Source organism: Mesorhizobium sp. GW821-FHT07A06 (assembly GCF_059419085.1).
In genome coordinates this window covers 728,152-747,842 of the sequence record NZ_JBWKRC010000002.1, presented here as the reverse complement: position 1 = coordinate 747,842, position 19,691 = coordinate 728,152, and the positions used below count along the sequence as shown (strand labels likewise).

The 19,691-nt window shown below is 63.6% G+C and carries 27 protein-coding genes and 1 tRNA gene; 13 read left to right on the top strand and 15 right to left on the bottom strand.

From position 1 onward, the window contains the following. Window positions 1-60: 60 nt before the first annotated feature. The 6 genes from AC07SZ_RS09090 (at window position 61) to AC07SZ_RS09065 (ending at window position 4,879) form a co-directional block, all read left to right on the top strand. Entirely contained in the window at window positions 61-777 is a 717-nt protein-coding gene (locus tag AC07SZ_RS09090; RefSeq protein ID WP_494913996.1) for an outer membrane protein, read from the top strand. 205 nt (window positions 778-982) lie between these two features. After that, window positions 983-1,807: an outer membrane beta-barrel protein gene (locus AC07SZ_RS09085; protein WP_494913995.1), complete on the top strand. Its 825-nt coding sequence runs from the start codon at window positions 983-985 to the stop codon at window positions 1,805-1,807. Between the two features lie 170 nt (window positions 1,808-1,977). Next, entirely contained in the window at window positions 1,978-2,406 is a 429-nt protein-coding gene (locus AC07SZ_RS09080; protein WP_056571508.1) for a VOC family protein, read from the top strand. A gap of 120 nt (window positions 2,407-2,526) precedes the next feature. Then, window positions 2,527-3,144 (top strand): C39 family peptidase, encoded by a 618-nt coding sequence (locus tag AC07SZ_RS09075; protein WP_494913994.1) that lies wholly within the window; start codon window positions 2,527-2,529, stop codon window positions 3,142-3,144. An 18-nt stretch (window positions 3,145-3,162) separates the two neighbouring features. Further along, entirely contained in the window at window positions 3,163-4,242 is a 1,080-nt protein-coding gene (locus tag AC07SZ_RS09070) for a D-alanine--D-alanine ligase family protein (RefSeq protein WP_172373023.1), read from the top strand. A gap of 169 nt (window positions 4,243-4,411) precedes the next feature. After that, window positions 4,412-4,879: a helix-turn-helix transcriptional regulator gene (locus AC07SZ_RS09065; protein ID WP_494913993.1), complete on the top strand. Its 468-nt coding sequence runs from the start codon at window positions 4,412-4,414 to the stop codon at window positions 4,877-4,879. 8 nt (window positions 4,880-4,887) lie between these two features. Here AC07SZ_RS09065 and AC07SZ_RS09060 read toward each other — a convergent pair whose 3' ends face one another. The 3 genes from AC07SZ_RS09060 to AC07SZ_RS09050 form a co-directional block, all read right to left on the bottom strand. Then, the gene (locus AC07SZ_RS09060) at window positions 4,888-5,835 is read right to left on the bottom strand and encodes an SDR family oxidoreductase (protein WP_494913992.1); all 948 of its coding nucleotides are present in this window, start codon (window positions 5,833-5,835) and stop codon (window positions 4,888-4,890) included. Further along, window positions 5,832-6,701 (bottom strand): SDR family NAD(P)-dependent oxidoreductase, encoded by an 870-nt coding sequence (locus AC07SZ_RS09055; RefSeq protein ID WP_494913991.1) that lies wholly within the window; start codon window positions 6,699-6,701, stop codon window positions 5,832-5,834. Before AC07SZ_RS09055 ends, AC07SZ_RS09060 begins: the two co-directional genes overlap by 4 nt. Window positions 6,702-6,822: 121 nt before the next feature. Further along, window positions 6,823-7,392, bottom strand: a complete 570-nt coding sequence (locus AC07SZ_RS09050; protein WP_494913990.1) for a TetR/AcrR family transcriptional regulator — start codon at window positions 7,390-7,392, stop codon at window positions 6,823-6,825. A 173-nt stretch (window positions 7,393-7,565) separates the two neighbouring features. Between AC07SZ_RS09050 and AC07SZ_RS09045 the strand changes: the two genes are divergently transcribed. Both AC07SZ_RS09045 and AC07SZ_RS09040 read left to right on the top strand, forming a co-directional pair. After that, window positions 7,566-9,539, top strand: a complete 1,974-nt coding sequence (locus tag AC07SZ_RS09045; protein WP_056571523.1) for an AI-2E family transporter — start codon at window positions 7,566-7,568, stop codon at window positions 9,537-9,539. A 364-nt stretch (window positions 9,540-9,903) separates the two neighbouring features. Beyond that, window positions 9,904-10,416, top strand: coding sequence for a hypothetical protein (locus tag AC07SZ_RS09040; protein WP_494913989.1), 513 nt, complete (start codon window positions 9,904-9,906; stop codon window positions 10,414-10,416). A 97-nt stretch (window positions 10,417-10,513) separates the two neighbouring features. On the opposite strand, the gene AC07SZ_RS09035 is transcribed toward AC07SZ_RS09040, so the two are convergent. Both AC07SZ_RS09035 and AC07SZ_RS09030 read right to left on the bottom strand, forming a co-directional pair. Continuing rightward, the gene (locus AC07SZ_RS09035; protein ID WP_494913988.1) at window positions 10,514-11,515 is read right to left on the bottom strand and encodes an aldo/keto reductase; all 1,002 of its coding nucleotides are present in this window, start codon (window positions 11,513-11,515) and stop codon (window positions 10,514-10,516) included. 65 nt (window positions 11,516-11,580) lie between these two features. Then, window positions 11,581-11,889, bottom strand: a complete 309-nt coding sequence (locus AC07SZ_RS09030; protein ID WP_494913987.1) for a hypothetical protein — start codon at window positions 11,887-11,889, stop codon at window positions 11,581-11,583. Window positions 11,890-12,159: 270 nt separating this feature from the next. Between AC07SZ_RS09030 and AC07SZ_RS09025 the strand changes: the two genes are divergently transcribed. The 3 genes from AC07SZ_RS09025 (at window position 12,160) to AC07SZ_RS09015 (ending at window position 14,061) form a co-directional block, all read left to right on the top strand. Continuing rightward, window positions 12,160-12,399 (top strand): hypothetical protein, encoded by a 240-nt coding sequence (locus tag AC07SZ_RS09025; protein WP_056571560.1) that lies wholly within the window; start codon window positions 12,160-12,162, stop codon window positions 12,397-12,399. A gap of 97 nt (window positions 12,400-12,496) precedes the next feature. Next, window positions 12,497-13,585, top strand: coding sequence for a sensor histidine kinase (locus AC07SZ_RS09020; RefSeq protein WP_494913986.1), 1,089 nt, complete (start codon window positions 12,497-12,499; stop codon window positions 13,583-13,585). A 74-nt stretch (window positions 13,586-13,659) separates the two neighbouring features. Further along, on the top strand, window positions 13,660-14,061 hold the full coding sequence (locus tag AC07SZ_RS09015; RefSeq protein ID WP_494913985.1) for a hypothetical protein: 402 nt from the start codon (window positions 13,660-13,662) through the stop codon (window positions 14,059-14,061). 59 nt (window positions 14,062-14,120) lie between these two features. On the opposite strand, the gene AC07SZ_RS09010 is transcribed toward AC07SZ_RS09015, so the two are convergent. The 4 genes from AC07SZ_RS09010 to AC07SZ_RS08995 all read right to left on the bottom strand — a co-directional run bounded on the left by AC07SZ_RS09010 (window position 14,121) and on the right by AC07SZ_RS08995 (window position 15,272). Then, complete coding sequence (locus AC07SZ_RS09010) at window positions 14,121-14,366, bottom strand: DUF982 domain-containing protein (RefSeq protein ID WP_056571570.1); 246 nt, start codon at window positions 14,364-14,366, stop codon at window positions 14,121-14,123. A gap of 137 nt (window positions 14,367-14,503) precedes the next feature. After that, window positions 14,504-14,710 carry a hypothetical protein gene (locus tag AC07SZ_RS09005; RefSeq protein WP_056571572.1) on the bottom strand — a complete coding sequence of 69 codons (207 nt, stop codon included), beginning with the start codon at window positions 14,708-14,710 and terminating at the stop codon, window positions 14,504-14,506. A gap of 154 nt (window positions 14,711-14,864) precedes the next feature. After that, window positions 14,865-14,938, bottom strand: a tRNA-Gln gene (locus AC07SZ_RS09000). A gap of 37 nt (window positions 14,939-14,975) precedes the next feature. Next, window positions 14,976-15,272 (bottom strand): hypothetical protein, encoded by a 297-nt coding sequence (locus AC07SZ_RS08995; protein ID WP_494914168.1) that lies wholly within the window; start codon window positions 15,270-15,272, stop codon window positions 14,976-14,978. 488 nt (window positions 15,273-15,760) lie between these two features. On the opposite strand from AC07SZ_RS08995, the gene AC07SZ_RS08990 reads away from it, so the two are divergent. After that, window positions 15,761-16,054 (top strand): hypothetical protein, encoded by a 294-nt coding sequence (locus AC07SZ_RS08990; RefSeq protein ID WP_494913984.1) that lies wholly within the window; start codon window positions 15,761-15,763, stop codon window positions 16,052-16,054. A gap of 310 nt (window positions 16,055-16,364) precedes the next feature. Here AC07SZ_RS08990 and AC07SZ_RS08985 read toward each other — a convergent pair whose 3' ends face one another. The 4 genes from AC07SZ_RS08985 to AC07SZ_RS08970 all read right to left on the bottom strand — a co-directional run bounded on the left by AC07SZ_RS08985 (window position 16,365) and on the right by AC07SZ_RS08970 (window position 17,655). Next, complete coding sequence (locus tag AC07SZ_RS08985) at window positions 16,365-16,610, bottom strand: DUF982 domain-containing protein (RefSeq protein WP_494913983.1); 246 nt, start codon at window positions 16,608-16,610, stop codon at window positions 16,365-16,367. A 27-nt stretch (window positions 16,611-16,637) separates the two neighbouring features. Then, on the bottom strand, window positions 16,638-16,874 hold the full coding sequence (locus AC07SZ_RS08980; RefSeq protein WP_494913982.1) for a DUF982 domain-containing protein: 237 nt from the start codon (window positions 16,872-16,874) through the stop codon (window positions 16,638-16,640). A 116-nt stretch (window positions 16,875-16,990) separates the two neighbouring features. Then, the gene (locus AC07SZ_RS08975; RefSeq protein WP_494913981.1) at window positions 16,991-17,434 is read right to left on the bottom strand and encodes a GFA family protein; all 444 of its coding nucleotides are present in this window, start codon (window positions 17,432-17,434) and stop codon (window positions 16,991-16,993) included. Between the two features lie 41 nt (window positions 17,435-17,475). Beyond that, window positions 17,476-17,655 (bottom strand): DUF3606 domain-containing protein, encoded by a 180-nt coding sequence (locus tag AC07SZ_RS08970; protein WP_027052489.1) that lies wholly within the window; start codon window positions 17,653-17,655, stop codon window positions 17,476-17,478. A gap of 647 nt (window positions 17,656-18,302) precedes the next feature. Between AC07SZ_RS08970 and AC07SZ_RS08965 the strand changes: the two genes are divergently transcribed. Beyond that, complete coding sequence (locus AC07SZ_RS08965) at window positions 18,303-18,731, top strand: DoxX family protein (RefSeq protein WP_056571588.1); 429 nt, start codon at window positions 18,303-18,305, stop codon at window positions 18,729-18,731. Window positions 18,732-18,774: 43 nt separating this feature from the next. On the opposite strand, the gene AC07SZ_RS08960 is transcribed toward AC07SZ_RS08965, so the two are convergent. Beyond that, window positions 18,775-19,080, bottom strand: coding sequence for a hypothetical protein (locus tag AC07SZ_RS08960; RefSeq protein ID WP_056571591.1), 306 nt, complete (start codon window positions 19,078-19,080; stop codon window positions 18,775-18,777). Window positions 19,081-19,291: 211 nt separating this feature from the next. Next, complete coding sequence (locus tag AC07SZ_RS08955) at window positions 19,292-19,561, bottom strand: hypothetical protein (RefSeq protein WP_056571594.1); 270 nt, start codon at window positions 19,559-19,561, stop codon at window positions 19,292-19,294. Between the last annotated feature and the right edge of the window lie 130 nt (window positions 19,562-19,691).

Here is a 19,691-nt window from a genome sequence, read left to right as displayed (position 1 = left end):
CGATGTAGCGCCGCGAAGCACTTCCGCCGTGGCGAACATCTCGGGGACCGCGGACAAGCAATGAAAACGATACTTCTCGCCACAGCCTTCTTTCTTGCTCACGCCGGCATGGCTTCAGCCGCCGACGCCGGACTGCCGGCCTCGGCCACCTACAACTGGTCCGGCGGCTATATCGGCGCGCAGGCCGGATACGGATGGGGCGACGCAAGGATCGGCCAGACTTTCGCACCTGACAGTTTTGGCGGCTACGGCTGGGGCTACGGCGGCCTTTCGGGCGGCCTCAGTGGCCTATATGCCGGCTATATGAAGCAGTTCGACGGCGGCCTGGTCCTCGGCGTCGAGGGCGATTACAACTTCGCAAATCTCAAGGACACGACCGTCTATCAGGCGCTGGGCGTCGACGATCCGGGCTTCGGCGGTGTGCTGGAACTGAACCCGATCGGGTCCGCTCGCCTGAGGGCCGGCTACGCGATGGATCGGTGGCTCCCCTTCGTCACCGCCGGCGTGGCGATGGCGCACTACAAGCACAGCACCGTCTTCCTTCCGAGCGGAGATGCCTATGCCGATGTCGAGGACACCATCGCGGGCTATGCGCTGGGCGCCGGCGCCGAATATGCGGTCAGCGACAATTGGGTGGTCCGGGGTGAATATCGCTTTGCCGACTTCGGCCGCCACACCTCCATACGGCACTCGACCTTCGATGGGGCCGCCGCGAACCCCGATGCGATCGAACTGAAGACGCACGATATCCGGCTCGGCATCGCCTACAGATTCTGAACGGTGTCGGCTGATGCCGAATGGTCACACCGGCGCTCCAAGTGCGGCGGCGCACTCCAGGACAATTCGCATGCGGTCCGGCCCAAGACGCGGCACGGCGAACGATGCAACACGGGAAGGCCCGTCAGCGCCGGCCGCGGTATCGGCCAATTGACGGTCATTCGCCGGACGCGGGGTCCGGAACGCATATTTTTCGGGGTTCTCAATGCATCGCTTTTTACTTGTCGTCGCTTCACTGGCCGCCACGACCTCCGCTTTCGCCGCAGACGCCCCGCCGCCGCTGGCCGAGGAGACAGTGGCGACGCCGCGGATTTCGGGTTACGGCGAACTCTATCTCGGCGGGCTCCGCTTTGTCGGCGACGATTACACGACCCGGGCCGGCGGCGGGGCAGCGCGCGTCAACATCGCATTCGCGCAGCGCTGGAACCTGCAGGGCGACCTGACATACGACCGCATATGGGGCCACTACGACCCCCTGGATGACACGCGCGGCGCGGTCCATGGCTTCTATCGCGATCCCGACCGTTTTGCCGCCGGCATCTTCGCCGCCTACACATCGTTCGGCTTCGCCGAAGGCGTGACCGTCTACAACTATGCGGTCGGTCCGGAGGCACAGCTCTACCTCGGCAACCTGACCCTTTACGGCCAGGCCAGTGTCGGCCAGCTCACCGTGAACGATTTTGACGGCGACCAATGGGGCGTGCGCGGCGTGGCGCGCTATTTCGTCCAGAAGAACCTTCGCCTCGATGCGGAGCTCGACTTCAACCAAACCGACTATAACGGCACCAGCGAGGACGTGGTCGGTGCCGCCGTCCAGGCAATGTATCGCTTCGACGAAACGCCATGGGCGGTGTTCGGACGTTACGAATTCGAACGGAGGAAGTTCGAAACGTCTACCGACGACATTAGGGCCAACAAGTTCGTCATCGGCCTGCGCGCCAGCTTCGGCAGCGACACGCTGTTCGACGAAGACCGCAACGGCGCCACCATGGATACCTACCGGTCCTCCTCGGTGATCAACACGAAGTGACGCGGCGGGCCGAGCGCGGCGGATGGTGTCCGGGAATTCACCAGCCGCCGCGCAGGGCCGGCTCGAGGGAGATCCAGCGAAACCAGGCAAGGCATGTCAGCTGACACCGTCGCCCGTATTGACGGCGCCCGGTCCGAATCTACATTCGGGGCTTTGCGAGGAGGATCTGCATGGAAACCCACGAATTGCATCGCGGCCGGCTCATCGACCATATCCAGCTGGTGGTAAGGGATCTCGCCGCCAGCCGGCGTTTCTACGAGGCGATCCTGCACGTGCTCGATGTGCCGATCGGCGGGACGGCAGCCGATTATTTCTGGTGCGACGAGCTGTTCATCTCCAGTGCCGACAGCCGCGCCGCGCTCGGACAGCTCACCGGCCGTCACCATCTGGCCTTCCAGGCAAGGGACCACGCGATGGTCGACGCCTTTTACAAGGCCGGATTGGCGGCCGGCGGCAAGGACAATGGCGCGCCAGGCGAGCGGCCCTATCATCCCGGTTACTACGCCGCTTTCCTGCTCGATCCGGACGGCAACAACATCGAGGCTGTTCATCACGGTCCGCACGCGCGCAGTACCCCTTCGGTGAGGATCACCTTCTGAGAGACTGTCTGGACATTCCACCCTGGCGGCAAGAACGAATTCGAAACAGTCCAAGCGTCGGCTTTTCTTTGATCTCGTATCCTCGTATACGAGATGGAATGAGCCGGCCCGAGGATTCGCATGAGCCCGTTGCCTGAAACCGTGCCGTTTTTCAGCCAGTGGGAAACGCCCGACATGACGCTGGCCGTGATCGCCGATGGCGCCCAGGCCGCGTTGCGGCGGGATCCGCTGTGGCGAGGATCAGGCGCGGATACGCTCGACGAATACGCGGTCTGGGCCGACAACATCTGCGGCATGGCGTGCCTCAAGATGATCCTGGCGACGCGGGGCGAGATCGTGCCGACGATCGAGCTGGCCAGGCGATGCACTAGATATGGCGGCTATGTCGTCAATGAAGGCTCGATCAAGGGCCTGATCTACGCGCCTTTCGTGACCTTCGTGAAGGCGGAATTCGGCCTGGAGGCGCAGGTGATGACCAATGTCGCGACCGCGGACATCCCGGCGATCCTCAGGCAGCCGCGCTTTTTCATCGCTTCGGTCAGCAGCTCGATCCGCTGGCCCGAGCGCGAGCCGCCCTCGAAGGGCGGCCATCTGGTGCTGGTGACGGCCGCATCCGATGATGGTTTTCGCTTTCACAATCCATCCGGCCATACCAGCGCCACACAAGAGAACGCAATGTTGGCGCCATACGATTTCGACCGTTTCTTTGCCAATCGCGGCATTGCCGTCGCCATTTGATTTTTTCGAGGGGTTTCAATGACCGGGAAGACAAGGGTTGCCATCCTCTATGGCGGGCGCTCGGCCGAGCATGAGGTGTCGCGCCTGTCGGCGGCCAATGTGCTGAAGGCAATCGACCGGACGCGCTACGAGGTGGTCCCGATCGCCATTACCAGGGACGGCAGATGGCTGCTGCAACCGTTGTCCGAGGCTGATGTCGACGGGGCAGGGGCCGCGGTATCCGAGGACGGTATCGAGGTCGCCCTGCTGCCAGGCGGCAAGGGACGGCTGGTGGCCGTGCCGCACGGTGGAGCGCGGCATGACCTGCCGCCGGTCGACGTCGTCTTCCCCGTGCTGCACGGGCCGTTCGGCGAGGACGGCTCGGTGCAGGGCTATGCCGAGGTCGCCGATGTCGCCTATGTCGGCTGCGGCATCCTGGCCTCCGCCGTCGCCATGGACAAGGACGTCGCCAAGCGGCTGATGCGCGAGGCGGGGCTTGGGGTTGCCCGCTCCGTGACCGTGCATCGCAACGACAGAGGTTCGTTCCAGGAAATTGCCGGCGCGCTTGGGCTGCCCTTCTTCGCCAAGCCGGCGCGCCAGGGCTCCTCCTTCGGCGTGAGCAAGGTGAATGACAGGGATGGCTTCGAGCAGGCTGTCGAAACGGCCTTCCGCTATGACGGCAAGGTGCTGATCGAGGAGTTCGTCGAAGGCCGCGAAATCGAATGTTCGGTGCTGGAGCAGGCCGACGGCTCGCTCACGGTGTCGCTCCCCGGCGAGATCATTCCGGCCGGCAAGCATGGCTTCTACACCTATGAGGCCAAGTATCTCGACGCCGACGGCGCGGTGGTCCAGGTGCCCGCCAATGTGCCGGCCGCTGTTGCCGACAGAGCCAAGGAGATGGCCGCGCAGGCTTTCCGGGCGCTCGGCTGCGAGGCCATGGCGCGCGTCGACTTCTTCCTGCGCGCCGACGGTTCGCTGCTGGTCAACGAGGTCAACACGCTGCCGGGTTTCACCGACATTTCGATGTACGCCAAGGCGCTGGCGGCGATAGGCATCGGCTACAGCAGGGTTATCGACGTGCTGATCGAGCACGCGCTGGCAAGGTATGCGGCACGGTGATCGGCTGATACCGTTCGGGAGCAGTCTCCGCCCGCGCTTGCTTCCGGGTGGAGGCCGGCGGCAATCTACGGCCGCTCCCGTACGGGGTCATGATTTATGATCCCGTACGGTAACAAGTGGCTTTGATTTCATTCCGGCAAAGCATATGCTACCGTTCGGGAGCAGAATCATGACCACACAGACACCCCCGCCTGAAAGCGCTGTCGAAATTGCGCGCCGCGCCGCACGATCCGCTCCCGCCGAGCAGGGGGATTTATTCGGGTCGCTGGCGCCGGCCGTCCCGACTGACGGCGTTTCGAACAAGCATGACGGGAGCCTTGGTGACCTCCGCGATGAACCCAGGCCCGTCCGTACGGCGCTGCCACGGCGGCTACCTCCGGTCCGCGACGATGCCGGGGACGCCTTGGCGCAAGCGGCCTTGCAGGGGAGCACCATAACGTCGCCGGCGGATCTCGGCCGGCTGGTGCGCGCGGCCCGCAAGCGGCGAGATTTCTCCCAGCAGCAGTTCGCCGATCTCGCCGGGGTCGGCCGGCGCTTCCTGTCGGAGTTGGAGAACGGCAAGCCCACGCTCGAATTGGGGAAAGTCCTGAAGGTCGCCGGCGCCGCCGACATTACGCTGTTTGCCAGGGACGGCTGACGGGCGCATCAGGCCCCGCCCGGCCAGCCAACGCCGGTCAATTCCCGCGACACGTCCCAAAGCCGGGAGGCGACGGCAGTGTCGCGCGCGTGGCGGCCTATCCTTGCCTCGCCGACCGCGCCCTTCAGTTCGAACAGACCTTGCGGACCGTAATAGCCGCCCGGCTTCGCGTCGGGCGCGGTCGCGGCGAACAGCGTCGGCAGCGTGCCTTGCGCGGCCGACTGCGAAAGAACCGGCGCGAGCAGCCTGCCCAGCCAATCGAGCCGCGACGGCCGGCCGTCGTGGCCCAGGGTTGGGCCGCTGGTCTGCAGGTCGGTGAGAGCGTAGCCGGGATGTGCCGCATTGCTCAGCAAGCCCCAGCCATTGGCGTCGCTGCGGCGCTGCAGTTCGAAGGCGAACAGGATCATGGCGAGCTTGGACTGCGCGTAGGCGGCCCAGGGCCTGTAGCGCTTTTGCCATTGCAGGTCGTCGAAATGGATCGCCGCCTGGATGCGGTGGGCGCCGCTGCTGAGATTGACGACGCGCGTCCTGCTTCCCTTGCGCAGCATCGGCAGCAGGCGTCCGGTCAGGGCGAAGTGGCCGAGATAGTTGGTGCCGAACTGCAGTTCGAAGCCGTCGGCGGTTTCGTGGCGGGTCGGCGGGGTCATGACGCCGGCATTGTTGACCAGCATGTCGATCCCCTCCCATTCGCCGGCGAGCTGGCCGGCGAAGGCTTCGACAGAGGCGAGGTCCGCGAGATCGAGATGGGCATAGCGCACGGCGGCGCCGGGAACCTCGGCCTGGACGCGGCTCAGCGCATCCTTGCCCTTGGCTTCGTTGCGTCCCGTCATCAGCACGTCCGCGCCGGCTTGCGCCAGCGCCAGCGCCGTCTCGTAACCAAGGCCGCCGGTGGCGCCTGTGATCACCACCTTGCGCCCCTGCTGGGGCGGGATGTCGTGCGTGGTCCAGGCGCTCATGAGTGGCTCTCCCGCGACAGGAACGAAAGGTCGACACCCTCGATATCGATGGAGGTGCTGACCGGTGCCCATTCCTTCGCCGCCTGCTGGCGCGCGGCTTCGGCCTGGGCAAAGACATGCAAGGCGTCGCTGCCGAGGATCAGGTGAGCGGGCAAGGAATCGCGCCCGGCGAGATCGACGATGACATCGGCGACCTTTCGCGGGTCGCCAATGGCATTGCCGACATAGGCCTTGAGCATGCCCAGCACAGCGCCGACGGTTGGCTCATAATCGGGCAGCAAGGCCGGCGCGGCGGCCAAGGCGGTGGCTCCCCAATCGGTGCGCATGCCGCCCGGCTCGACCGAAATGACCTTGACGCCGAAGGGGGCGAGTTCCAGCGCCAGCACTTCAGTCAGGCCGCCCACCGCCCATTTTGCCGCCTGGTAGGCGCTGAGGCCCGGCGTGGCCGTCCGCCCGCCGACCGAGGAGATGTTGATGATATGGCCCGAGCGCTGGGCACGCATGACCGGGATGGCCGCGCGGGCAAGATTGACGACTCCGTGGAGGTTGGTCTCGATCTGCGCCCGGAAATCAGCCTCCCTGGTCTGCTCGAACGGGCTGATATGGCCGAAGCCGGCATTGTTGACGAGAACGTCGAGACGTCCGAACGTCTCCAGCGCAAAATCCACGGAGGCCTGCGCGGCGGCGGGGTCGGTGACATCAAGCGCAAAGCCGCGCAGATGCCCGGTGTAGCGGCTTTCGAGCTCCGCGAGGCGGGTGACATCGCGCGCCGTCGCCACGACGCTGTTGCCGGCGGCAAGCGCCGCCTCGGTGATATCCAGCCCCAGCCCGCGGGCGCTGCCGGTGATCAACCAGACTTTCGACATTGTTTTTCCTTTCGGTGCGTTGGCAAATAAACGAGTGATTAGGCACTCATTCATTGGTGTTGATTTGGTAGCGAATTTGCGGTGGTCATGATCCGCGTGGTGCTTGAGACCGTGGCCGGAGCTACTTCGACATACCGCTCCAGAAAAACGCGAAGCCGGTCTCCTTGTAGTGTTCGCGTTGCCGAGGATCGCGGGCGACGAATTCGAGCGTCGTCTCCGCGAGGGCCTCGAAAATGCCTCCGGCAAAGGCCATCGAGCAGCCCTTCGGCCCGCCATCGACGAGGCTTTCCTCGATCATCCTGTTAATATCGCCGAAGGCCGCGTTGCCCTGACGCCTGCTCTGCTCGGTGATCCGCTCCGAGACGCTGAGCTGGCGCATGGCCTTGCGCTTCATGGGGTGTTTCGCGCCCCAGTCGATGAAGTTGTTCCAGACGTGGCGGCTGCGCTCGCGCACGCTGGCCTGCGACGGATACGAAGTCAGCAAGGCGTTGCCGAGATCGGTCTTGATCTCGAGGTAGAGCTGGTTGAGCAACTCATCCTTGCTGGCGAAGTAGTTGAAGAGCGTGCCTTCGGAGAGGCCGGCCTCCCTGGCGATCTTGGCCGTGGCCGCGCCGGTTCCAAGCGTCGCCACCAGTTCGGTAGCCGAAGCCAGGATTGCCTGACGTTTTTCTTCGCTGAGAGGGCGTGCCATGTCCAAGCCATTTGAGTGAGTGGTCACTCATTTATTGACATGTGCACAAAATGTCAAGCGCATGGAGCCATTCGGACCGGCGCCCGTTGGGGGAGCAGCGCACAGCCGCCGGCCAAGGTTGCACGCCGGTTCAATATATCGGACCATGGCCATTGGCAGGGGAGAGGTACAAGGTGGCGAACAATCGTCGGAATGGAATGGCGTCGCAGGGGCTGGACGACATTCTTTCGGCCGCCGCGCCCCACCCGCGAACGTCACTGCCAAATGTGGCGACCACCGTCACCGCGGTGGCTGCGCTGTATTTCGGGCGCGAGGTGTTCCTGCCGATCGCCATTGCACTGCTGCTGACCTTCGCGCTCGCGCCCTTGGTTTCGGCGCTCAAGCGGGTGGGCATTCCCAGGATCGCGGCTGTCATCGCCAGCGTGCTGGCCGCCTTCGCGGCACTTGCCCTGTTCAGCTTCATCGTCGCCACGCAGGTCAGCGAACTGGCGCAGAACATCCCGGTCTATCAGACCAACATCCTGGCCAAGATCCGCTCGCTCAAGGAAACCGGGGTCGGGGGAGGGATCATTTCGAGATTGAGCGGCGTGGTCGAGCGTGTCGGCCAGGAGATCGACAGGCAGGACGCAACGCTGCCGGCCGCCACGCCCGACAAGCCGCCGCGCGTGCCGGTGCCCGTCGAAATCGTCGCGCACGAAAGGCCGCTCGAGGTCCTGCAGAACATCGTCGGTCCGCTGATCAGCCCGCTCGGATCGGCCGGGCTGATCATTGTCGTCGTCATCTTCATGCTGCTCGAGCGGGAGGATTTGCGCGACCGCTTCATCAGGCTTGTCGGCTATGGCGACCTTCACCGCACCACCGAGGCGCTCCAGGATGCCGGCAAGCGCGTGGGGCTCTATCTGCTCATGCAATTGGTGGTCAACACCGTCTACGCCATTCCCATCGCGATCGGGCTGTGGATCCTCGGCATTCCCAATGCCTTGCTTTGGGGGTTGCTGGCGCTGGCGCTGCGTTTCGTTCCCTATATCGGCCCCGCCATCGGCATGCTTTTGCCGCTGTTCCTGGCGCTGGCCGTGGCGCCCGGCTGGGGACTCGTCCTGTGGACGGCCGCCTTGTTCGTGGTGATGGAACTGGTCACCGGCAATGTCGTCGAGCCCTGGCTCTACGGTTCGCGAACCGGGCTGTCGCCGCTGGCGATCATCGTTGCGGCGATCTTCTGGACGTGGCTGTGGGGGCCGCTGGGGCTGGTGCTGTCGACGCCGCTCACCGTCTGCCTGGTGGTTCTGGGCAGGCACGTGCCGCAGTTCGAATTCCTCGACGTGCTGTTCGGCAACGAGCCCGTGCTGGAACCTCATGCGCGGCTCTACCAGCGGCTTCTGGCCGGCGATCCGGACGAAGCCACCGATCATGCCGAGGAGATGCTGGAAGAAAAATACCTGGTCGAGTTCTACGACAAGGTCGCGATTCCGGCCCTTCTGCTGGGCGAACGGGACCGTGTGCGCGGCGTCATGGGTGACCTGCAAAGACGGCAAGTGGCGGCCAGCGCCCTGGTGCTGGTGGCCAATCTGGAGGACGAAGCGAAAGAGGAAGCGGGTGAGGAGGATGAGCAGGCCGAGGAGGGGGGCGAGCCCGGCGACGCGGCCGATGAGGACGCGGCCGACCTGCCAGACGGCACCGGCCTGTCGGTGCTTTGCGCCGGCGGGCGAGGCGAACTCGACGATGCCGCGGCCGCGATGCTGGCGCAGGTCCTGGAAGTCCAGGGGGCGACCGCGCCGAAGGCGGGCTTTGCCGACATGGAACCCGCCAGCATCCGCCGGCTCGAACTCGAAGCCATCGACACGGTCGTGGTCGGCTTCCTCAACCGCGATTCCGTCAAGCACGCCCGCTTCCTGGTTCGCCGGCTGAAGCGGGCGAAGGCGGCACTTCGGGTGGGCATCGTGTTCTGGTCGGAGACCGGCAACGGCGACAAGGAAGCGGCCGCCAGGCTGGCCGAGGACATCAGCGCGGATTTCGTCGCGCACGGCATGGCCGGCGCGGTGACGGGCGCGCTGTCGAAAGAGCCGCCGATCGCGTTGAAGCTCGTCGCCAAACGGCGCGCGCGACGGCGGGCGGCTCCGAGGAAGGTGGCGGCCGCGGCGGCTGGCTAGGGATGAAGCCGAGCGACCGAGTGGGCGGCTCTCCCGGTAAAGGTGCTCATGACGACTTCGCGCGTCATGTCGGACGTTCATCCACCTTCCGGGGAGCTCCTGAAGGCGAACAGTCTGCTCATTCGCCGGACGCCAGCATTTGAATGCAGACGAGCTGACATAGCCTGGTAAGCTCGCGCGACCGCCCGCAGTTCCAGATAGCATTCGCCTCCTGAGAGGCGAGAAAAACAGGTCGTCGGCGGTGAACTTACTCGAACTTGTCGTTAAGTTGTAATTCCGTGCCACCTAGCCTAAGCGATTGCCTTCTTGCGATATCTCAGCTCAAGCTCCAGAGCTAGTCTACATTAATCCAATGGACCCTCTAATGAGTGCGCGCTTATCGACGGCAATTAGGATCGGGGAAGCCGCAAAGGCGATCTTGCGAAAAACTCAGAGCTTTCCAAGCCAAGAATTCGGAGAGCATGCAGATCTGAGCGAACGCCAACACGTCGGTGTTGAACCGATGCTTTTGGCGCTTTCGATGGAACTGGCACTCAAAGCGTGGTTCGTCTTCGACCACGACGATCCAAGGGTTGTCAAATCGCACAACCTGATGGAGCTGTTTGATCGCCTAAAGCCCGAAAGCCAAGAAAAACTCGACGCGGAGTTCAAAAGATCAGTGGCCCCGTATCATCCCAATTGTCTCTACGTCGACTACAGCATTAGTCACATTCTGTCTCAGCACCAAGACGCCTTCACCGACTGGCGGTACCTTCATGAGGCAAAGAAATCGATGATGTTCGATCAGGGTGCCTTTGAGGCAACGCTCGAAATGGTGCTCCGTGAGTTCGAGAAGAGATATCGCATTGAGCGGGTGAAGCCGCTTTGGCCATCCTGAATGCAGTCCGGATCGGAGGCCCCCGATGCGGCCTCCGCAGAGCGGCCTTTCGTCCGAGCGGCTTCCAATATCCGCTTCCTGCCGATCTCCACCATCTCTATCGGTCCACCATCGCCATGCCACGTTCGCCATAGCGTGGGCCGGCGATCTTCCCTGGCGCGAGCGCCTCGTCGAGCGCGGCCATTTCGGCGGCGTCGAGCTTCAGCGAGGCGGCGGCGATGTTCTCCTCCAGGTATTTTGTCCGCTTGGTGCCGGGGATCGGCACGATATCGACCGCGAAATCGCTTCCCTTGTGCAGCAGCCAGGCGAGTGCGACCTGACCCGGCTTGACGCCTCGGGCCGTTGCCACGTCGCGCACCGTGCTGGCCGCCTCGACGTTGGCGTCGTAATTCCTGCCCTGGTAGCGCGGGTCGTTGCGGCGGTAGTCGCCTTCGGGATAATCCTCGGCGCGCCTGACGTCGCCGGTGAGAAAGCCACGGCCGAGCGGCGAGAACGGCACCAGGCCGATGCCGAGTTCACCGAGCAGCGGGATGATCTCTGGCTCCAGATTGCGCTCCCACAGCGAATATTCGCTTTGCACCGCAGAGACGGGATGCACGGCATGGGCGCGGCGAATGTTGGCGCTGCCTGCCTCCGACAGGCCGAAGAAGCGAACCTTGCCCTCGTCAACCAGCTTGCCGACCGCGCCGGCGACATCCTCCATCGGCACCGCCGGGTCGACGCGGTGCTGGTAGAGGAGGTCGATATGGTCGGTTCCGAGCCGGCCGAGCGAGGCGTCCACAACGTCTCTGATATGGCCGGGCCGGCTATCGACCCCGACCTGCTTGCCGTTTTCGATACGGAAACCGAATTTGGTGGCGATGGTGACATGGCCGCGCTTGCCCTTCAGCGCCCGGCCGAGCAGGGCCTCGTTGCCGTACGGGCCATAGACCTCGGCGGTATCCAGGAAGGTGCAGCCGAGTTCGATGGCCCTATGCAGCGCGGCGGTGGATTCGGCTTCGTCCGCCGGACCGTAGGACTGGCTCATGCCCATGCAGCCGAGGCCGATAGCCGAGACTTGCAGCCCCTGGCTGCCGAGTTTTCGCGTGGCAAGGGTCATGGCAGGGCGTCTCCGGTTAAAGGCTTCCCGGATCATATAGGGCGCCTGTCGGCACTGTCCCTGGATTACTGCATCGATGCGGATTGACCGAGATCGACTGCGGTGATCGCGCTCTCCTCGTCATCCTCGACGAGATGGTTTCCAAGCACAATCAAGCCACTGTTCAAGGCGTCGAATTCGATCGCCGCGCCAAGCAGTTGGGCGGCCTGCAGCACCAGGTGTTCAATGTCCTCAAGGGCGACGTTCTCGACCAGATTCCTCATCCGGACCTGTTCCGCCGTCGCCGAGATGTTGACGATCCCAGCCGTCTTGAATGCCTTCTGGACCGCTGAATGGACGTCGTCGCGCAAGCGCGTGGAGTAATCGTACCGCATTGAAACCTCCCAGGGGGAACGGTTTTCTGTCAAGATCGAAACATGAGCCCAGCGTGACGGGATGACAAGTAAATTTCCATAAAATACATAAATAAATCAATTAGTTATGATAGTTACAGGAATGTGTGTCCGGCGTTTGATACGCATCATGAGCCTGATACGCGGAGCGCTCACTGGCCGATCTTGACGTGTGACACGCACTACCCCAATTATAGAATAATGAGTTAGATACTAACTCGCTGTATTTTTAGTCTTGAGCGAGAGGCGCACATGGCTGAACTGGAACGGCCCGAACGGCTGCAAATCATGCTCACCGCCGACGAATTGGCGGCCTTGGAAAACTGGCGATTCGAGAAGCGCATGCCAAGCCGCTCGGCCGCGGTCAGGGAGTTGTTGCGACGTGGCCTTGCCTCGGATGGCTTCCTGACGGCCGAGCAGGGCGTCAAATCGCAAGACTTCGGCGTGCTGCCCGAGAGCGACGGCAAGATAAACGATCGGCCTTCGGAGTGAAATCCGTTTCGGTCGTGACGCGCGGCCCGTACGGATTGTCCTGGGGCGAGATTGCCTTGATCCGTTTGCGCGCTACCTCATGCAAATGAGCGATATCGTGGCGGCGACAGCTGACATCGGAGCAACCAACCAAAAACAGAGCGCGACCGCGGATGCGCGCCTTGCGGCGATCATCGATTCCTCTTTCGACGCCATCATCAGCAAGGATCTGAACAGCATCGTCACCAGCTGGAACCTGGCGGCCGAACGCATGTTCGGCTACAGCGCCGAGGAAGCGATTGGCCAGTCGATCGTCATGCTCATTCCCGATCACCTCAAGAGCGAGGAAATAGAGATTATCAGCCGGGTTCGCGCCGGCGAGCGGGTGGCCAGCTACGAGACGACGCGAAAGCGCAAGGACGGGGCGCTTATTTCTGTCTCGCTGACGGTTTCGCCGATCAAGAACGCCAATGGCGAGATCGTCGGCGCCTCGAAGATCGCCCGCGACATTTCCGCAGCCAAGGAGAGCGAGCGCAAGATCAGGCTGCTGATGCGAGAGGTCAACCATCGCGTCAAGAACCAGTTCGCGGTCATCCTGTCGATGGTCCGGGAGACGAGCAAGCGCTCGAATGACCCGCGCGAGTTCGAGGAACTGATCCGTGCCCGCATCATGGCGCTTTCGCGTTCGCATGATCTGCTTGTCACCTCGGAATGGGCCGGCGCCAGCCTGTTCGACCTGATCCAGGAACATTTGAAGCCTTTCGGCCGCGAGGAGCAGATCCTGCTCTCCGGTCCGGTCCTGACGCTGCAGTCGAACGCGGTGCAGCATCTCGGCATGGCTTTCCACGAGCTCGGCACGAATTCGTCCAAATATGGCGCGCTTGGCAGCGAAGACGGCCGGATCGAAGTCACCTGGACGATCGGCTCCGGCACCCACGATGCCGGCGGCTCGGGCGAGCGTGAGTTCCAACTGCTTTGGAACGAGACATCCGCGCCCCGTCCCGACGACAGACGCGAAGAGACCACGCGCAAGGGATTCGGCACCGTCGTCCTGCAGCGGGTGGCGCCGCAGTCGCTTGGCGGCTCCGCCGTCCTCGAGCGGTCCGCGGGGCATCTCAGATGGCAGCTGGCCGCGCCGCTGGCAGCGATCATCGTGCCGCAACCCGGCACCGAGCCCGATGACGAAGCGCGCGGCTTCGGCATCTGACGCCCGTCAGAGACCTTGGTGTCGCGCTTATCCGATGGCGGGCACCTGCCGATGGCAATCGCGGAGCATGCGCGATGCGCGTAATAACGAGCGCTGCTCAAGCGGCGTTGCGCTCAGGTGGGGCGGCAGGTTTTTCCGCCGCCCCGGCCTGCCGGTCACCGATGATGCGGGAGATGCCTCTCGGCATCGACTTCTCCAACGGTGAAGCTCTGGAAGCCCGGCATGAGCTGCCATATCGCTGCAAGGCCTATGATCAGATAGGCAAGGCGGGCCAGCATGGCGCCCCCAAGGATCGTGCCGATTATATCATGGCCGGTCACAGCCATGGCCAGCCAGTTGAGGCCGCCAAGGATGATGAGGGCGAGCGTGACGAGATTCATGATGCGCATAAACGCCTCCTGATGTTGCCTGACAAAAAGACGCCTGCAAAAAAACGCCTGTCGTTTCAGTCGGTTCCATCAATCACGAGATTGTGAATAGGGACCGCGGCCCGTGAATTCGGGCGGCGACCGGTTCCCATTCGACCAGCCAGTTCCTACTCGACCAGTATGTGCGCTTCGCGCGCGGCCTCGACAAAGGCCTCCCTGGCGGTATCGGGGGACATGTCGCCGCTGGTCGCCCGGCGGCAGGCGCGCAGCGCGGACTGATGTTTCAGGCTACCGGCATCGCGCCAATGGGTCGTGAGCAATTCGATGGCTTGCTGCGTGTTGGACAGGTTGCGGGTGGCACCGGTGACACCGACAGAAACCACCACGGGTTTGGAAAACCAAGCGGTCTGCATTGGAACCTCGACGGCGTTGCGGATATTGAACGTTCGCGTCGGCGCAAAGTTTCATCCCTGCCAGTCACTGTCGCGTGAGGCTCGGTGGTGGCCGTCGGCGGCGACGGCAACCATCCCCCGACCGGCGGCGGGCAGGGCTAGAGGATGTTGGTCGTCACCTCGACGATGATCGCTGCGCCATCCAGTGTCCCGTCGGGGACATGCACGACGCGCGAAACCCGCAGGTCCTGCGGGCTTCCGTCGACCGACAGCGAAACGCTTTCTCCGATCCTGGGCACCGCCTGGAAAATTGCGTCGGTGGCGTCCGGTCGGTTGTCGATGGAAATGCGGCAGTTGACGGTCATGAAATGCCTCCTGTGTCTGGCCATGCCAGGTCGTCAACGCGGGGTCCATGAAATGGTTTCAGGAGCACCGGTTCCAAAACCGGGAGTTCGTTGACGCAATTCCATGGGATAACCGTTTCACGGTTTCCCGGAATTGCTCCAGCCGGTCGAAGACTGGTTCCCGCTCATGGGCTCGAACCACGATTCACGCCTTCAAAGGGCGCTGTCCTACCATTAGACGAAGCGGGAGAAGCTGGAACGGTTATGGCGCCAGTACGGCGAAGCGTCAATTCGGGAAGTTGTTGACCGGCTCTTCGCAGCGATAAACCGGGCAGTGTCCGTCGCGCGCCGGAATATAGGCCGACATCGGCACTTCCGGCCAGTCGCACTCATTGCCGAACTGCCTGACATAGCGGTCATAGGTGTTCGGGCCGGTGGTCAGCACCACCGCGCGGCGGCTCTGGATCATGGCCTGGACTTCGGCGCAGTTCATGGAACGGCTGTCGGGCCGCGCCTCGGCCAGACCGGTTGCCGCAAGCACGGTGCCCAAGGTCATCAACAAGATTCGAAAGCGAACCGACATCATTGTTACCTCTTCTAACGCGGTTTCGGTCGAAAGCCGCTTCACTTTTGCCGGAGGATCCCCGAGCGGGCTCTCATTGTCCACAGAACTCATCCTTCGTCCCGCCGGTTCCGCGACAGGCCAAGCATGAGGCCTGAACGCGGCGCGGCCATCGGCGCAACCAAATCGCGTGTCGCGCATTGCTGGGAATGGACAGGAAAGCTTACGAAACACCGCGGTGGTGGCCCGGAGACGAGGGCCGCGAGGCGATGTGCTGTTCCTTCTGCGGCGGCCGCGACCACCGCTATGAGGAGTGCCCGCAAAGGGCGGACCCGCCGGCTGCCCCGTCCGAGGACGATGCCGGGGAAACCCGCTGATCCGGTTTGCAGGTGGCCGACGTCCGCCTTGATCCTATCACCGCCTTGGATGCCACCTTTTGCGCCGACAGGCGTTGTCCCTGCGAAAGGAAAGGTCGCCACGGGGCGGCCGCGCAGGAGAAGGAGGCCGAGATGAAACCTCTCGCCATCGCGTCCCTGATGCTGGTGTTGGCAGCGCTGCCGGCGGCGGCACAGACGGATCAGCTGCAGAACCCGGCCCAGCAAGCCGACAAATGCCGTGTCCAGCCGGAGCAAGGCAAGCAGCCGTCCGGCGACGGCAATCTGACTGAAAAGCTCAATGATTGCGGCGGGGTGCTGAAGCCGCCGGCCACCGGCGACCAGGGAATGGCGGCGCCAGCGCCCGACCAAGGCAACACGCCGGTGATCAAGCCCGGCCAAGTGCCGGCGCAGCCGCCGTCCAAGTAGAAGCCAGGCTGGCGGCTTTGCCGCCGGGGTAATGGAACCTCACAGATCGGGAAACGTTTCTTTAACGAATCGGATTTGAAAGGACGGGAAACTTGAGGGATATTGCCAACACAGCCACGTTTATTGCCACCATCGCAATCGTGATCGTCCTTATGCTGATGGCGCCGAAGAGTTTCGGGTTCGAAACGTCTCATCCTATCGTGGATGGCGACCTGCCGGCCCAATAAAAGACCCGCTCCGCAAAAAAGCAGGCGAGGGCATCGCCTGCTTTTTTGTCAGGCGAAACCGCTTCGCAGTTTCCTGGAATGTTCTAGCGAACCAGAACGCCGGCGTCATCGCACAGCGCGGTGAAGGCTTCCTGCGCCTGTGCCGCGCCGTCCTTGTTTTCCAGCGCCGCCTCCACCTTCTCGCGCGCGGCCTGGTAGAAGGGACCGCGGCTGGCATGCGGCCAGTCGATCAGGATCTCGCTGGCGTCCTGAAGGCTCACCACCTCACGGATCGTGTCCGAGCCGTGCGGTTTGATGCGCATTGGTGTCGACAGCATCACATCGGCCATTGTTTTTCCCGCCCCATTTGTTTTCAGTTATCGGAGGATGTCTGCTTCGCGCGCGGCATTGATCATGGCCCGCATCGCCTTTTCCGGCGGCGTCCAGCCATCCAGCGCATCGCGGCAGCTGCGCAACGCCGCCCGGTATCGCCGGCCCTGGCCGGACGGCCAGTCGCCGAGGCATTCCAGGCCCTCCCAGGCGCTGCGCACCACGCGCTCGCGCTCGGGGGCAAATTTCAGGCGGATCGGTCGGGGAAACATCTTGTCGTTCAACTGAAGTCTCCGTGACGGGTAGGTTTGGCCCGCGGTTCGAGGAAACCGCGGCATGCCTAAGGGGCGCCGGATAACGTCGCTGGCAGGGGAGGGTTCCAGACCCGAAGGATCAATTTTCAGTCGCCAGCGACGGCGTCCGACAAAGGTCGCGGCGCGGGCGGATCGGCGTCTTCGCCCCGCGGCCGGTCATGCTCGAATTGCTCCGCGCCGGGCAGGGCGTGCAGCCAGGTCTCGCGGCGGCTGATCCACAATTCATATTCGGGCGCAAGGTCGGTCGGCACGACGTCGAGGCTTCCAAGCATGATTTCGGCCTCGGTGTCGCCGACCCAGGCCACGCGGCCGCCACAGGTCGGGCAAAAGCTGCGCGTCCCGTAAGTGGCGACTTCGCCCGATGTCTCGAAGGCATCGCGCGGCCAGATGGCAAAGGCCGAATAGACCGAGCCGCCCGCCTTGCGGCAGTCCTTGCAATGACAGAGGCCGACCCGCGTCGGCTGACCGGTGACGACGAAATGCACGCCGCCGCACAGGCAGCTGCCGGTCCTGCGTATGGTGTCGGACATGGTCGCGGCCCTCCGTTCTCGCGGCTCGCGGCAGCCGCCCTCTATCCGCGCGCCGCCATATGGTTGTCGAGCTTCTTGCGCGAAGGTCCGTAGCGCTTGATGATGGTCTGGGCTTCGCTCTGCGGGATGCCGTATTTGCGGGCAAACGCGGCAACCTCGTAGGTTTCCTCGCTCGAAACCAGCTTGCGGTCCTGTTTGATCTTCGATTTGTCGTCAGGCATGGCGGGCCTCGCTTTCTGTCAGCCGCATGGTCGCGCGGACATTGTACCACGCGATGCCGCGATCAGACATAACAGCGATCGGCGCTGCTGGTTCCATGACGGCGGATCGCCCCGGCAGGAACGGCTTGCAAGCCGTTGTTCAGGCCGGCGAATGAACCGGGCCGGCGTCGCGCTGACCGGTGTCGCCGCATTCGGCACAGGGCGCGCTGGCGCCGGGGCAGCCACGATGGTGGGTGCCCGCGGGACAGCAAAGGCCGTTGGAGCTTGTCCAGCGCGGGCATTGGAAAACCTGCCCGCTGCCGCCGCAGCCATTGCACTCCACCACCGATGACCCGACCAGAAAGGGTCCCGTCCCCAGCCTGACACGCGCGCCCAATTCTCAACCCACCCAAACACTGCATCAGACAAGTCTGTGCATTAGCCCAAGCTAAGGCTACCACGATCATGGTTACGAACAAGTTTCGCGATTTTTGTGGCGAGCGACTCGGCCGGGGCGGAAGGGCGTTTGAAGCGGGGTGACCGCCTGCCGCCGTGGCGGCGGGCGGTCCCTTATGGGTTTTCAGGTAAATTCGCGAGGGGGATGTCGGAACCGCCTAAGGTCGCACGTCCTTGGGAGCGAAACGGTTTTCAAACCCCTGGAGAAAGTCATGCCGTCGCAAATCGCTCAATCGCCGTGGCAGACCACGGCCCTTCTCATTGCCCGCCTGATCTTTGCCGCCGTCTTCCTCATGGCGGTGACCTTCAAGTTCATGGGCATGGGCGCCACCGCGGGTTTCATCGCCGCCGCCGGCTTTCCCTTCCCTCTCTTCCTCGCCTGGTGCGCGGCCATCCTGGAGGTTGCGCTGGTACTGTGTTTCCTGAGCGGCGCCTTCTTCACGCAGGCGGCCCTTGTCGCCGCTGCCTATGTGCTGTTCCTGGCCTTCGCCTTCCACGGCCCCAGCCACTGGGCCGGCAACCAGGCCGAGTTCGGCTTCTTCGTCGACCATTTTTCCTTCATCGCCGGACTGCTGTTCGCGGCGGTGCACGGACCGGGACAGACGCTGGCGCTGAACCCGGGCTGGCCGGGCAGGGCATAGGGGATGATCAGAGGAGTCAGCCGTTTCCGTGAAACGGCTGATCTCACATCTGGTCGTTATATGGCTCCTTCATCTGGCCGACCATGCGGGCCAGTTTGGAAAATGAGGGCATGTCCGCCTCCGGCTGGCACTGGTTGGCGAGCTCCAGGAGCCGGATCGGGAAGTTGACAGCGTCACGGCTCGACGCCGACATGCCGCCGGACCGCTCCTCGCTGGTCTCGCCAGCCTCGGCCTTGCGCAGGGCGATATCGATCTCCTCCGATGTCAGCACGCCTTTGCGCACCAGCACATGGTTGATCGAGGCGACGGCCATCAGCAGGCCCTCGAGTTGCAGGTTGGCGACATTCATGACGATTGCTCCCTCTATTCACCGTAGCTGAAACGCGCCAGCCGCGTTTCCGATCCGGAGCCAAAGCGTGCCGCCTCGGATCCTGTCGGCGAACAGCGCGACCAGCAGCACCAGCGGGATCGCCGCCGCAATCCCGACCAGCCGATGAAGGCGCCGGGTACGGTCATCTTCGATCCGGACGACGGGCAGGCCGTCTGTCGTGGGAAACTGTCTATTCCTGCGTCAGGCGTTCGCCATATTCGCGCCACAGCGCCTTGACCTCCAGGCTGCCGAGGCGCGGGATCGACGGATCGCCGCACGTGATGGCAACGGCGCCGATGTCGTAGTTGGGGTATGCACCCGCGACGAAGCGGATCGCCTCGCCAAGCGAGTTCACGCGGATCACCGGATCGGCCTGTCCCTGGCCGGTACTTCGCACCCCGGAAACCGAGGCTGGAGCATGTCGCATCCTGAAAACGGATGCCATGGCTGGTCTGTCCATCGTCCTCTCCCACAAAGGCCGTGACGGGAATCATTCCATGAGCTTCAACCGATGATCCCACAGCTACGGGCTGAAGAAAAGCCGGCTAGCCAATGCCGGATTTCGGCGATCGGCCGTTGGCGATCCGATT